This is a genomic window from Streptomyces sp. NRRL F-525 (assembly GCF_000716605.1).
Classification (GTDB): Bacteria; Actinomycetota; Actinomycetes; order Streptomycetales; family Streptomycetaceae; genus Streptomyces.
Genome location: NZ_JNXE01000009.1, coordinates 257,595 through 270,799, shown reverse-complemented (window position 1 = coordinate 270,799; position 13,205 = coordinate 257,595). Strand labels below are relative to the sequence as shown.

General features: G+C 68.8%; 11 protein-coding genes. 2 read left to right on the top strand and 9 right to left on the bottom strand.

Features of this window, described 5'->3' with window-relative positions; all coding sequences use genetic code 11:
• The first annotated feature begins 116 nt into the window (after positions 1–116).
• Entirely contained in the window at positions 117–662 is a 546-nt protein-coding gene (locus OO69_RS16540) for a GNAT family N-acetyltransferase (protein WP_033281371.1), read from the top strand.
• 18 nt (positions 663–680) lie between these two features.
• On the opposite strand, the gene OO69_RS16535 is transcribed toward OO69_RS16540, so the two are convergent.
• The 9 genes from OO69_RS16535 to OO69_RS16495 all read right to left on the bottom strand — a co-directional run bounded on the left by OO69_RS16535 (position 681) and on the right by OO69_RS16495 (position 12,129).
• Positions 681–2,135, bottom strand: coding sequence for a type IV secretory system conjugative DNA transfer family protein (locus tag OO69_RS16535; protein WP_033281370.1), 1,455 nt, complete (start codon positions 2,133–2,135; stop codon positions 681–683).
• 16 nt (positions 2,136–2,151) lie between these two features.
• Complete coding sequence (locus tag OO69_RS16530; protein WP_019065414.1) at positions 2,152–3,585, bottom strand: ATP-binding protein; 1,434 nt, start codon at positions 3,583–3,585, stop codon at positions 2,152–2,154.
• A 7-nt stretch (positions 3,586–3,592) separates the two neighbouring features.
• The gene (locus OO69_RS16525) at positions 3,593–5,152 is read right to left on the bottom strand and encodes an SCO6880 family protein (RefSeq protein ID WP_033281369.1); all 1,560 of its coding nucleotides are present in this window, start codon (positions 5,150–5,152) and stop codon (positions 3,593–3,595) included.
• Entirely contained in the window at positions 5,149–6,471 is a 1,323-nt protein-coding gene (locus tag OO69_RS16520; protein WP_033281368.1) for a membrane protein, read from the bottom strand. The genes OO69_RS16525 and OO69_RS16520 overlap by 4 nt, the downstream gene beginning before the upstream one ends.
• Positions 6,461–7,303, bottom strand: coding sequence for a hypothetical protein (locus tag OO69_RS16515; RefSeq protein ID WP_033281367.1), 843 nt, complete (start codon positions 7,301–7,303; stop codon positions 6,461–6,463). The genes OO69_RS16520 and OO69_RS16515 overlap by 11 nt, the downstream gene beginning before the upstream one ends.
• Positions 7,304–7,469: 166 nt before the next feature.
• Positions 7,470–7,778, bottom strand: coding sequence for a hypothetical protein (locus OO69_RS16510; RefSeq protein WP_033281366.1), 309 nt, complete (start codon positions 7,776–7,778; stop codon positions 7,470–7,472).
• 376 nt (positions 7,779–8,154) lie between these two features.
• Positions 8,155–9,468 carry a S53 family peptidase gene (locus OO69_RS16505; protein WP_033281365.1) on the bottom strand — a complete coding sequence of 438 codons (1,314 nt, stop codon included), beginning with the start codon at positions 9,466–9,468 and terminating at the stop codon, positions 8,155–8,157.
• A 338-nt stretch (positions 9,469–9,806) separates the two neighbouring features.
• Positions 9,807–11,168 (bottom strand): S53 family peptidase, encoded by a 1,362-nt coding sequence (locus OO69_RS16500; RefSeq protein WP_033281364.1) that lies wholly within the window; start codon positions 11,166–11,168, stop codon positions 9,807–9,809.
• A gap of 364 nt (positions 11,169–11,532) precedes the next feature.
• On the bottom strand, positions 11,533–12,129 hold the full coding sequence (locus OO69_RS16495) for a TetR/AcrR family transcriptional regulator (RefSeq protein ID WP_106971052.1): 597 nt from the start codon (positions 12,127–12,129) through the stop codon (positions 11,533–11,535).
• A gap of 99 nt (positions 12,130–12,228) precedes the next feature.
• Here OO69_RS16495 and OO69_RS16490 point away from each other — a divergent pair, with 99 nt between their 5' ends.
• A complete protein-coding gene (locus OO69_RS16490) occupies positions 12,229–13,191 on the top strand; it encodes an oxidoreductase (protein ID WP_051801057.1) in 963 nt (320 codons plus the stop codon).
• Positions 13,192–13,205: the final 14 nt, after the last annotated feature.

Sequence of the window (13,205 nt, the reverse complement as noted above, 5' to 3'; positions counted from 1 at the left end):
GGTACTGCAGGGGGGACCCTGTGGGAGAGTAGGACGCCGCCGAACAAATATTGCGAAAACCCCCGTACCGTTAATTCGGTACGGGGGTTTTCTGCGTTTCGGCTACCGTGGCTGGCATGAACTACAAGATCCGGTCGATACGCGCCGACGAGTGGGCCGCGGCGAAGGAGCTGCGGCTCGTCGCCCTGAAGGATCCCGTCGCGCACCTTGCCTTTCTGGAGACCTACGACACGGCGCTGGCCCAGCCGGACTCCTTCTATCAGGAGCGGGCCGTAGGGGCTGCCGAAGGTGCTGAGAAGGCTCAGCAGATCATTGCCGAGGGGCCTGACGGGGAGTGGGTCGGGACGGTGACCGTGCTGCTTGAGGAGGCCGGGACCGTTGACTGGGCCGGCTTTGCGGTCGAGCGGAAGCAGGGGCACCTCGTCGGGGTGTTCGTGCGGCCGGAGGTGCGGGGCATCGGGCTGACCGAGGTGCTCTTCGACGCGGCGCTGGAGTGGGCCTGGGGGCGCGGGGTTGAGCGGGTGCGGCTCATCGTGCATGAGGACAACGAGCGGGCCCGGCGGTTCTACGGCAAGGTCGGCTTCGTCCCTACGGGCGTCGTCGTGCCGTTGGGCGGCAACGCGGACGAGCGTGAGCTGGAGATGGTGGTCGAGCGGCCGTAGGGGCCGTAAGTGCCTTTGCTAGGCCGGTAGTTCGTGGTGGGGCCAGCGGGCTCTGGCCTGTTCTCTGGAGCGGAGGAGGGCCAGGGTCGGCAGGCCTCGGTCCGCGCCTGTGGCGAGGAGTTCCGGGAGCTGGGGGAGCGGGGCCACGGCGGCTACGTCGTCCAGGACAAGCGTCATTGGTGGGTCGAGGCGACCGGCCGATGACCGTTCGGCCATGTGCCGGCCGCGCTCGACCACGCTTGATGCGAGGGCGGTGAGGAGAGGCATCGCGCCCGGGTTCGTACGGGGGTCCTCGATGGATTCACCGACCAGATAAAGCGTGCCCCCTTCGTTCGCGAAGGAATCCAAGGAGAGGGCGTCAGTTCGGTTGGGTGTGCAGGCTTCGCGGATGTTGACCGTGAAGAGGGAGGAGAGCGCGCGGCTCGTCAACTCCTGGGCGATGTCCCGGCGTTCGGGGTGGGACGTGAGGGCCGCTTCCAGTTCGCCTGCCGCTCCGGGGGCCGCCTTGGGGTTCGTGCGGAGGACGCGTACCGCGTCTTGAATCTGGGTGCCCTGGGACCAGCGGTGGACGTGGCGGATGGTGCGGCCGTCGATCGCGGCGGCGTGCAGGTAGCTGCGGAGGAGTGTCTCGGCTGTGTCGGCTACCGCCTGGTCGATCTTTGCGGTGGGTCTTACCGGGGTGAGGAGGGCGGTGGCTCTTTTCAGGGCTGTTTGTTTGTCCTCGCAGCCCGTGGTGGGGGACCAGTGGAGGCGGGCCGGGGTGTCGCAGAGGTGGGTGGGGTCGTAGAGGAGGACTGGGCCCAGTTTGGCTCTGGCGTCCTTGGTGTCCTGCCAGACCGTCTTGTTGGACGTGACTACCAGGGCTGGGCCTTCTGCGTCCCGTACGGCTTGAGTGGCTGTGGATTGGCGGCTTTCCGCCGTCGCCAGGAGGATTTTTTCCCACCCACCCACCCGTTCGCCGTTGGCCAGAGAAGTTGACGTGATGGGTGCGGGTGCCGCCTGTTCCAGGACGACCGTTGGCTGCGGCTGCAACTGCTGTTGTGGCTCCGGGCGTTGGGCCGGTACCTCGTGCGGTTCCGGTGATGGCGGCGCAGCCAGGGCCTTCGCCCGCCCCCTCGCCCTCACCGCTCGCCATCTCGCCAGCGTGCCCATCACGAACACCGTCAGGACGACCAGGATCATCAACTGGCCGATGAACAGGCCCCAGAAGAGGCCGTAGCCGGAGAACTCGGTGGGTGGGGACTGGGGCCAGGCGCCGGCGATGTCGTGAGGCTGGGCGATCAGGTGGCGCATGGCGGTCGGGGTGCGGGCGAAGGTCACGCCGGTCGGCCAACTGCCCTTGGAGAACAGGGCGGCCAGGCCCGTCGCCGACCACACCAGCAGCGTCATGCCGATGAGGAACGCGAGCAGGCTCACCAACAGGCCGTCGGGGATGCCCCCTTGGCGCTCGCGTCCACCGTCGTCCGGTCTCATGTCATGCCACCGCCGTTCACGCCACCGTGGACTCGGAGGAGCCGTCGAGATCGCTCAACTGTTGTTCCATGAAGGCCGCCGCGCGTTCCTCGGCCTCCAACTCGGCGGCGCGCAGGGCGTCGTCGGTCACTTCCTGGTCGTGTTCGCGCGAGGACTGGGTCATCGCGCGGTCGGTGAAGACCAGGGGGCGTTCTGTTTCGGTGATCAGGTGTTTGACCACCTGGACGTTGCCGTTGACGTCCCAGACCGCGATGCCGGGAGTGAGGGTGGGGATGATCTCCACCGCCCAGCGTGGCAGCCCCAACACCCGTCCCGTGGCGCGTGCTTCGTCCGCCTTTTGGGCGTAGATCGTTCGCGTCGACGCCATTTTCAGGATCGCTGCCGCCTCCTTTGCGGCGGCTCCATCGACTACGTCCGACAGGTGGTGGACCACCGCCACGAACGACAGGCCCAGGCGGCGGCCGAACTTCAGCAGGCGCTGGAAGAGTTGGGCGACGAAGGGGCTGTTGATGATGTGCCAGGCCTCCTCGACCAGGAAGATGCGCTTCTTCCGGTCGGGGCGGATCCAGGTGTGCTCCAGCCAGACGCCGACGATCGCCATCAGGATGGGCATGGCGATGGAGTTGCGGTCGATGTGGGACAGGTCGAAGACGATCAGGGGGGCGTCGAGGTCGATGCCCACCGTCGTCGGGCCGTCGAACATGCCGCGGAGGTCGCCGTCGACCAGGCGGTCGATGACGAGGGCCACGTCCAGGCCCCAGGCGCGTACGTCGTCTATGGCGACGTTCATCGCCTCGGCCGACTCCGGTTCCGGGTGCCGTAGTTGCTCGACGATGTCCATCAGGACGGGCTGGCGTTCGACGATCGTCTCGTTGACGTAGGCGTGCGCCACCTTCAGCGCGAAGCCGGAGCGTTCGTCGAGGCCGTGGCCCATCGCCACCTCGATGATCGTTCGGAGCAGGGCGAGTTGGCCTGTCGTCGTGATCGCGGGGTCGAGGGGGTTGAGGCGGATTCCCATGTCCAGGGCGGCGGTTGGGTCCAGGCGGATAGGAGTTATCCCCAACTCCTCCGCGATCAGGTTCCATTCGCCGACGCCGTCCTCGCCCTGGGCGTCCAGGACGACCACCTGGCGGTCGCGGAAGCGCAGTTGGCGTAGGACGTACGTCTTCTCCAGGGCCGACTTGCCGTTGCCCGACTCGCCGAGCACCAGCCAGTGGGGGGCGGGGAGTTGCTGGCCGTAGAGCTGGAAGGGGTCGTAGATGTAGCCCTTGCCGGAGTAGACCTCGCGGCCGATGATGACGCCCGAGTCGCCCAACCCGGGGGCGGCCGTGGGGAGATAGACCGCCTGGGCCTGGCCCGTCGAGGTGCGGACCGGGAGGCGGGTGGACTCGATCTTTCCGAAGAGGAAGGACGTGAAGGCGTCGGTGAGGACGGACAGCGGATCCCGCATCTGAGCCCTACCTCCGGATGCCGGTGGCGAACGGCAGTGTGTTCACAAACGCGCGGTGGTGCTCGCGGTCGCACCACTCCAGCTTCAGATACGACTTGCCTGCGGACGCCCTTATCGTGCGCTTGTCGCGCGCGAGGGCCTCGGGGTTGCGGGAGGAGACGGTGATGTAGCCGACCAGGTTCACCCCGGCCGCGCCGCTCGCCAGGTCCTCGCCGCGCTGGTCCATGCGGCCGTGGGCGGCCACGTCACGGGGGTCGACGGTGCGGTTCATCTTGGCGGCGCGGGAGGCGTCGGCCTCGTCGTTCGTCTTCTCGGTCAGCATGCGCTCGATGGCGACCTCGGTGGGTTCGAGGTCCATCGTGACGGCGACCGTGCGGATGACGTCCGGGGTGTGGACGAGGAGGGGCGCCAGGAAGTTGACTCCGACCGGGGTCATCGGCCACTCCTTCACCCAGGCCGTGGCGTGGCACCACGGTTCGCGGGTCGACGACTCACGGGTCTTCGCCTGGAGGAACGTCGGTTCCATGGCGTCGAGTTCGGCCGGCCAGGCGTTGCGCTTCGTCATCGCCTGGAGGTGGTCGATGGGGTGGTCCGGGTCGTACATGGAGTGGATCAGCGAGGCGAGCCGGCCCTGGCCGAGCGGCTGCCGTACGCGGATGTCGGCTTCCTGGAGGCGGGAGCAGATGTCCGTCAACTCGCGCGCCATGACGACCGCGAGGCCCGCGTCGCGGTCCAGCTTGCGGCCCGCGTGGGGGCGGGACGCGCGGGCCATCGCGTGGGCCTCGGCGGAGAGTTCGCGGTTGAAGTGCATACAGGCGACGAGGTAGGCGCGGTGCTGCTCGCTGCTGGTGGACACCATCGACTGCAGTTGGTCGTACGACTGCTGGAGCCAGGTCAGTGACTTCTCGTCGCCGCGCTGGGCGACGTCCTTGGCGTGCGCGTCCGGGTCGGCGGGGAGGGTGCGGGCGAGCATCTGGATACGGGTGACGAAGCCGTCGCCGTTCGCCACGTGCTTCAGCAGCGTGCCGAAGCGGTCGACGAGGGCCTCCTGGTCCTCGCTGTCGCGCAGGCCGACGCCCGGGCCCTCGATCTCGATCGCCGCGGTGACCGTACGGCGGTCGGCGTGCAGGAGGACCGCGATCTCGTCGGGGCCGAAGGGGGCGGCCAGCCAGTTGATGCGGCCGATGCCCGGCGGCGGGCCGATCTCCACCTCGCGTCCGTCGAGGTGGACGCCGGCCTCCATGACGGAGGAGCGGTACGTCGTGCCGTTGCGCAGGGTTCGCTTGTAACTGCGGTTGATCTCGAACCACTTGTAGAACGTACGGCGCTTGTACGGCACGTAGACCGCCATCAGCGCGAGCATCGGGAAGCCCGTCAGGAGCACGATGCGCAGGGACAGGACGGGGACGAGGAGTCCGCTCATCATGCCGAGGAACGCGCCCACGATGATGAGCGCGATCTCGCCGGTCTCGCGATTCTTGCCGACGATCGCGTTCGGCCGGGCACGGCCGATGAGATATGTCCGGCGGGGCGTGATCGGATGGGACAGGTGGGACTCTGTCGTCAACGCCCTTCACCTCCCGTGCGGTTGTTGCGGGCGTTGCTGGCGTGCGGGGTGTTCGCCGGGCTCTGGCGGGGTGCGGGCGCGGCGGAGGGGACGGCTCCGCCGCCGCCGCTCGACGGGCGGCTGCTGTGGGCCGCGACGCCGCCGGAGACCGGGTTGGACGGGCGGGCGCCGCCGCCGGACGAGGACTGGCCGCCCCCGCCGTCGTTCGTGCGGGCGCTGTGGGTCTTGATGCCCTGGGCGACCATGGTGGCCGGGGAGCTGATGACCGCGGCGGCCTTGCCCTCGGCGCCCTGCATGATGCGGTTGTTGCGGCCGCCGGCGATCTCGTCGCCGAAGCCGGGGACGAAGCGGTAGATCATCGCGCTGGCGAAGATGGCGAGCAGGATGATCGCGAGGCCGGAGACGACGGCGGAGAACGAGTCCGGGCCGTCGGCGGTGGACAGCGCGCCGGCCAGGCCGAGCACGATCACGATGACCGGTTTGACCAGGATCACCGCGATCATGATGCCGGCCCAGCGGCGGACGTGGCCCCACAGGTTCTTGTCGACGAGGCCCGCGTAGACGACGGTGCCGAGGAGGGCGCCGACGTAGAGGAGGGCGGCGCGGATGACGAGCTCCAGCCAGAGGACGCCGGCGGCGAGGATGCTGACCAGGGAGACCACGATCAGCATGATCGGGCCGCCGCCGATGTTGTTGCCCTTGGCGAGGGCGCCGGAGAAGGTGCCGAAGAAGGTGTCGGTCTGGTCGCCGGTGGTTTTCGCGAGGACCTGGGTGATGCCGTCGGTGGCGGAGACGACGGTGTACAGGATCAGGGGGGTGAACGCGGAGGCGATGACCGTGAGCCAGAGGAAGCCGATGGCCTCGGAGATCGCGGTGGTGAGGGGGACGCCTCGTACCGCGCGCTTCGCTACCGCGAGGAGCCACAGGAGGAGCGTGAGGATCGTCGAGGCGGCGAAGACGACGGCGTACTGCTGAAGGAACCGGGGGTTCGTGAAGTCGACGTTCGCGGTCTCTTTGACGGCGTCGCTGAGTTTGTCGATGGTCCAGGAGGCGGCTTCGGCGCAGCCCTTTCCCAGGGAGGAGAGGGGGTCGAGGGTGTCGGTGGTGCTGGGCGTGGTGGTCCCGGAACCGGCACCGGCCTTGCCGTTCTCGCAGATGTCCTTGGCGTCGCCGACGAGGAGCTTGCACTCCGCCTTCCCTGTGGGGGTCGGGGTCGGTGAGGGGGCCGCGAAGGCGCGGGTGGCCAGCAGTACGGCGATGGTCTGTACGGCGGTGAGGGCGGCCGCGACCTTGAGTACGCGACCCGATTTACCGGGCATAGGTGAACCCTCCGTACTCCTGGACGGCCTTGGCCATGGCGTCGGCGGTCGATGCCTTGTTGTCGCCGGGGACGGGGGCTGGGCCGTCCTTCTGGGAGAAGCTGTCGGCTTTCCAGTCGTTGTCGGCCCAGCGCAGGTGGAGCGTCAGGGTGAACCAGTCGCTGGTCACCGGGTTCGTCGAGGCCGTGCCCGCGGTGCCGTACAGCCCGGTGCACCAGACCTCCACCGTCGCCACGGTGTCCGAGTAGCCCGTGACCTTGGTGCCGATGGGCACGGTGCGGGAGATGTAGGTGTTGCCCGCTGTCGCGTTGCCGTTCTCGTCCAGGCCGAGCTTGCTCAGGAAGTCCTTGGAGTAGGCCTGGTCGAGGCTGCTCTCCAGCGCCGTCTGCTTGTCGGCCGTGAACACCTGCTGCACGATCTCGCTGCGCCGGGACGGCTTGAGGATGTCCGCCGAGACGAGCACCGTGGCGTAGTTGGTCGCCGCGCTCTCCGTGCCCTGCTGGTCGTGTGCGAACCCGGCCGGGATCCCGCTCGCCTTCGACTGCACCGGCTTCGTCCCGGTCGCCGCCGTGGACGCGGCGTCCGGCTTCGAACCGCTCGTCGTGCCGCTGTCGTTCGACGACGACGTGCCGTCGCCGCGGTTGGCGAAGGCGATGGCGGCGATGAGGAGGACGACGACTCCGACGACCGTCACCAGGCTTTTCGAGGAGGACGGTCTGCCGCCGCGGCGGGCGCCGCCGTAGACGTCGCCTGTTCCCTGGGGGTAGCGGGTGCGGGTCTGGCCGGTGCCGCCGTAACCGCCGGAGGTCTCGTGTTCGTCTCCGGGACTCATGCCGGGTACGCCCCTTCGCCGTCGTCCAGAAACACCTGGATGTACGACGGTAGCCGTGCTGGTTCCCGCGCGGGCGCGGAGTGGTGACTCGACATCAGGGAGACGCAACCTCAGCCGGTGGGCACGACGGATGGGTGGGGAGAGGTGAAGGGCTTCGGTCGGACGGCTATACGGCCATGCCGTACACGATCGTGAAGAGGGTGCCGAGGGAGCCGATGATGAAGACGCCGGTCAGGCCGGCGACGATGAGGCCCTTGCCCTGTTCCGCGCTGAACGTGTCGCGGAGCGCCGTCGCGCCGATGCGCTGTTTGGCCGCACCCCATACGGCGATACCGAGGCAGAGCAGGATGGCGACCGCCATCACGACCTCGATCATCACCTTCGCCTCGTTGCCCAGGCTGCCGAAGGGGCCCCAGTCCGGAGCGATCCCCCCGATGATGGTGTTGATGTCTCCCTTGTCGGCCGCAGAGAGCATGTAAGTCACCGCCCCTGATGGGTAGTTCCGCGTCCCCTGCAGGTGCGCAGAGGTCAGGCATCATTGTCGCCGACAAAGGCGCCGTCCGATGTCGACTTGGCGTCATTGATTGGCGGGTTTCGTACGAATACCCCGTACGGTCACTCTGTGTATCACGGTAGGTAACGCCGGGCAACGATTCCGCTGCGGAACCTGTCCGTGGTTTGGTCGTTAGCCCCTGATTACCCGGTGGCGTTCGCCTTGATGTTCTCATGATGAACGGGCCGCGGCTGGATGCCGCGGCCCGTTCTCCCGTGCCAGGTGTGGCCCCCACGACCCACTGTGGCACGACATGTGACTGAGGATCAGTTCAGGGTGGGGGGCAGGTCACCGTCCGTCAGTTGGCGAAGGCGGACACACCCTCCGGGGTGCCCCAGCCGGTCGGGCCGTCGTAGCCGGTCTCGGCGGTGCAGAAGTACGCCGTCGAGCAGGAGCCGTTGTAGCCGCTGGTCACGTCGTTGAGGGACGAGGTGCCCGCGTAGTCGTAGGGGTACTGCGCCGGGTAGGTGCCGCTGGCCGGGGTGCCGGCGAGGGCGTAGACGCCGGCGATGATCGGCGCGGAGACGCTGGTGCCGCCGAAGGTGTACCAGCCGGCGGTGACGCCGTAGGAGTCGTAGACCGAGACGCCGGTGGCGGGGTCGGCGACCGCGGAGACGTCGGACTCCATGCGCTTGGTGCAGCCGGTGTCGGTCTGCCAGGTGGGCTTGGCGTCGTAGGCGGAGCAGCCGGAGCCGGTGCCCTCGGTGCTGGAGGTGCGCCAGACGGCCTCGGTCCAGCCGCGGGTGGTGGAGGAGGTGGAGAGCTTGGTGCCGCCGACCGCCGTCACGTACCGGGAGGTCGCCGGGTACTCGGCGCCGTAGGCGCTGTCACCGGAGGAGACGGTGATGGCCACGCCCGCGTGGTTGTAGTACGAGGTGTCGTACGACGTCTGCGAGGAGGACTCGGAGCCGCCGTAGGAGTTCGAGACGAACTTGGCGCCCAGGGCGACGGCCTCGTTCTCGGCGGTGCCGAGGTTGGCGTAGCTGGCGCTGGTGGCCTCGACGAGGGTGATGTTGCACAGCGGGCAGATCGCGCTCGCCATGTCGAGGTCGAGGGAGATCTCCTCGGACCAACCGGCGTCGCTGGTGGGGAGGGACGTGGTCGAGCCGGTCTGACTGACCTTCTTGAAGCAGCCGTTGGCCGTCGTGCAGGCCGAAAGGCCGTAGTACGAGCGGTAGGTGGCGAGGTCGGCCTCGGCGTTCGGGTCGTTGTACGCGTCGACGATCGCGATCGTCTCGCCGGAGCCGTTGGAGGCGGCGGCGGAGGTCAGGCCGTAGGCGGACCGGAGGTTGGTCGGGCTGTAGCCGGAGGGGGTCGACGCGTCGGCCGCCTTGGGGGTGATCCCGGTCTTCGCGGCCTGCATCTTCTGGAAGGCGGTGAGGCCGCCGGTGACGCGGTAGGACTTGCAGGTGAGGTCACCCGTGTGCTTGGGGGTCGCACAGGGGGTGGCGGCGTAGGTCACCGCGGTGGAGGTGGTGGCGCTCTGTGCCGCGTCCGCCTGTACGGCGGTGCCGAGGCCGGTGAAGACCAGTGCGGCGGTGGCTACGGCGACGGACCCTATGCGGCGCCATCTACCGTGCGCGTGGGGGGAGTTGGGGGTCGTGGTACGCAAGGTGCAGCCTCCTGAGTCGGTGGAACAGGGGCAGTGCGGGTGCGTCTCGCCGGCACGGTTTCTCCGGCGGTGGGGGGCGGCCCGCGATGACCATCTCTTGTTGAGTACGCGACAACAAGGGGCTGCTGGAATCCTGACTTCCGGCTTACCGAACAGGGTCTGGCCCTTTACCAAACCCACAGGATTCTCATGGGAGTCGGGCCCCACGGCACGGCGAACGGGCCGCGGCTGGTTGCCGCGGCCCGTTGCCACTTGCTCCGCCGAGGGGACCCCACGTCCCCCTCTTGCCGGCGGCTCCCCGTGACCCGACGGGGAGGTTCTCGCGGAGTGGAGTGCGGTCAGCCGGTGAAGGCGGACACGCCCTCCGGGGTGCCCCAGCCGGTCGGGCCGTCGTAGCCCGACTTGGCGGTGCAGAAGTAACTCGTCGAGCAGGTGCCGTTGTTGCCGCTCGTCACGTCGTTCAGGGCGGAGGTGCCGGCCGCGGCGTAGGGGTACGACGCCGGGTAGTCGCTGGAGCCGGGGGTGCCGGCCAGCGCGTAGACGCTCGCGATGATCGGGGACGAGGCGCTGGTGCCGCCGTAGGTGCCCCAGCCGGTGCCGTCGTCGCCGTAGGTGTCGTAGACCGAGACGCCCGTGGCGGGGTCGGCGACGGCGGAGACGTCCGAGATCATGCGCTTGGTGCAGCCGGTGTCGGTCTGCCAGGTGGGCTTGGCGTCGTAGGCGGAGCAGCCGGAGCCGGTGCCCTCGGTGCTGCTGGTCTTCCACACGGACTCGGTCCAGCCGCGGGTGGTGGAGGACGTGGAGAGCTTGGTGCCGCCGACCGAGGTGACGTACTGCGAACCGGCCGGGTACTCGGCGCCGTAGGCCTCGTCGCCCGCGCTGGCGGTGATGGCGACGCCCGCGTGCTTGTAGTACGAGGTGTCGTACGACGTGTCGGAGGAGGACTCCGAGCCGCCGTAGGAGTTCGAGACGAACTTCGCGCCCAGCTTCACGGCCTCGTTCACCGCGGTGCCGAGGTTGGCGTCGCTCGCCGACTTGGCCTCGACCAGGAGGATGTTGCAGTTCGGGCAGGTCGCGCTGACCATGTCGACGTCGAGGGACTCCTCGCCGGCCCAGCCGCTGTCGGCGGTCGGGAGGGAGGTCGTCGAGCCGGTCTGGCTGACCTTCTTGAAGCAGCCGTTGGCCGTCGTGCAGGCCGAGAGGCCGTAGTACGAACGGTAGGTCGCGAGGTCGGACTCCGCGTTCGGGTCGTCGTAGGCGTCGACGATGGCGACGGTCTCGCCGGAGCCGCTGTCGGCGGCCGCGTCGGCCAGGCCGTAGGCGGACTGGATGTCCGACGGGCCGTAGCCGGTGGGGTCGTCCGAGGCGGCCTTCGGGGAGATGGTCTTGGGCGCGATGCCCTTCACGGCGGCCTGCTTCTCCATGAAGGCGGTGGTGCCGCCGGTGACACGGAGGGCGTTACACGCGGCGAAGCCCTTCTTCGGGGTCGTGGCGCAGCCGATCTTCGTGTACTGCACGTGGGCCTTGGCGACCTGGGCGGCGATCGTCTTGGCGGTCGCCTTGTGGGGGGTGGTGGCGGCGCTCGCGTGGGCCGCGGTGCCGAGGCCGGCGAGCAGGAGTGCGGCGGTCGCGGTGGCGGCGGCGCCGAGTCTGCGCCAGTTGCCGCGTATGTGGGGGGAGTTGGGGGGTGACGTACGCAACGTACAGCCTCCAGGGAGAGGTTGGCAGAGGCCTGCGGGTGGGGGGTCCACCGGTGAGGTTCCCGGTGGGGGCGGCGGCCCGCGATGACCATCTCTTGTTGAGTACGTGACAACAAGGTGGGTTCCGGAATTCTGACTTCCGCGTTACTCAAGGGGGTTGGGGGATTGCTGATCAGTGGCTGCGGGATGGGGTGGGGATGGCTCGGGCTTGACTCTCTCCACGGGAACTTCACAGCGGGACGCGCGTTGACTGGGGTTTGTGCCGGGTTCGGGGTGGGGGCTTGGGTTGTGTGCGGGGTGCGGGTCCGATGTGGCTGGTCGCGCAGTTCCCCGCGCCCCTTAGGGCATCAGGGTTCGCGGGGTGTCAGGGCTGGCGGGGTGTCAGGCCGTTCAGCAAGTGGTGGATCAGGGTGGGGATGTCGGATACCGCGGCCTCGGGGGTGAGGGTGCCCTGGGCTGCGAAGGAGGCTGTGCCGTGTAGGGCGGCGCCGATGACTAGGGCGATGGTCCAGGGGGGGCCGGGGATCATCTCGCCGCGTTCCTGGGCGTCGGTGACGATCTGTACGAACTGGGTTGTCGTGCCGTCCACCGCTGACCGGAGCTGCTCGGAGATGTCCGGGTCGTGCTTGCGGGAGTACATGACCTCCAGCAGTTCGGCGTGCGTGACCGCGAACTGGACGTAGGTCCTGGCCAGTTCGGTGAGGCGGGCTTCGAGGGGGAGGTCGGGGTGGTCCGCGGCGGTCAGTTCTTTCGCCATGCGCTCGAAGCCGGTCAGGGCGAGGGCGTCGACCAGGGCCTGCTTGTCCTTGAAGTGGCGGCCGGGGGCCGCGTGGCTGACGCCCACGTCCCGGGCCAGTTCGCGCAGGGACAGCGCCGCGACCCCCTTCTCCAGCAGGGTGCGTTCCGCGCTCTCGAGCAGGGCGGAGCGCAGGTCTCCGTGGTGATAGGGGCGTACAGGCATGCGAACCATCGTATCCCGATGTTGACGGCGTCAGCATTGTTGTCGGCGTCACCATTGTTGTCATTGACAGCATTGTTGGCGTTGCCTACATTGGGAGGCATGGACAACACGGACAGCACCATCGGCAGCAGTAGCAAGGGCGAGAGCAAAGGCAAGAGCAAGGTCAAGTGGGGTGTCGGGCGGATTCCTGATCTCTCCGGGCGTACCGCCGTCGTCACCGGGGCCAACAGCGGGATCGGGTTCGCGGCCGCCGCCGAGCTGGCCCGTGCGGGGGCGCGTGTCGTGTTCGCCGTACGGGACCTGGAGCGGGGGCGGGCCGCGGCGGCCAAGGTGGGCGGGAGCACGGAGGTTCGGCGGCTGGATCTCGCGGATCTGGCGTCCGTGCGGGAGTTCGCCGAGGGGTGGGACGGGCCGCTGGACCTGCTGATCAACAACGCCGGCGTGATGATGCTCCCCGAGCGGCGGACGCGCGACGGCTTCGAGATGCAGTTCGGCACGAACCACCTGGGCCACTTCGCCCTGACGAACCTGCTGTTGCCGCACATCACCGACCGCGTGGTGACCGTCTCCTCCGGCGCGCACCGGATGGGCGACGGCATCATCCACTTCGAGAACCTGAACCTGGACGGGATCTACAGCCCGCAGCGCGCGTACTCCCAGTCCAAGCTCGCCAACCTGCTCTTCACGCTCGAACTCCAGCGCAGGCTCACGGAGTCGGGCTCGCGCGTCCGCTCCCTCGCGGCGCACCCGGGCTGGGCGGCGACCAACCTCCAGAGCCATACGGCGAACCCGGTGTCCCGCATTCTCATGGCCGTCGGCAACAAGGTCGTCGCCCAGGACGACAAGGGCGGTGCTCTGCCGACGCTCTTCGCGGCGACCCAGGATCTTCCGGGCGCGAGTTTCGCCGGCCCGAGCGGGATGGGTGAGATGCGGGGCGCGCCGACGCTGGTGGGGCGCAGCACGGCGGCGAGTGACGTGGAGGCGGCGGAGCGGTTGTGGGAGGCGTCGGAGGGGCTTACGGGAGTGGTGTTTCCGGTGCGGAGCGTTCCGGGGCGGGTGTGAGGTTGGCGGGGGTG

Bases quoted from the DNA above. Each gene is read 5' to 3' on its own strand.
- OO69_RS16540 (WP_033281371.1), top strand. From the start codon at position 117: ATGAACTACAAGATCCGGTCGATACGCGCCGACGAGTGGGCCGCGGCG.
- OO69_RS16535 (WP_033281370.1), bottom strand. From the start codon at position 2,135: ATGAGACCGGACGACGGTGGACGCGAGCGCCAAGGGGGCATCCCCGAC.
- OO69_RS16530 (WP_019065414.1), bottom strand. From the start codon at position 3,585: ATGCGGGATCCGCTGTCCGTCCTCACCGACGCCTTCACGTCCTTCCTC.
- OO69_RS16520 (WP_033281368.1), bottom strand. From the start codon at position 6,471: ATGCCCGGTAAATCGGGTCGCGTACTCAAGGTCGCGGCCGCCCTCACC.
- OO69_RS16515 (WP_033281367.1), bottom strand. From the start codon at position 7,303: ATGAGTCCCGGAGACGAACACGAGACCTCCGGCGGTTACGGCGGCACC.
- OO69_RS16510 (WP_033281366.1), bottom strand. From the start codon at position 7,778: ATGCTCTCTGCGGCCGACAAGGGAGACATCAACACCATCATCGGGGGG.
- OO69_RS16495 (WP_106971052.1), bottom strand. From the start codon at position 12,129: ATGCCTGTACGCCCCTATCACCACGGAGACCTGCGCTCCGCCCTGCTC.
- OO69_RS16490 (WP_051801057.1), top strand. From the start codon at position 12,229: ATGGACAACACGGACAGCACCATCGGCAGCAGTAGCAAGGGCGAGAGC.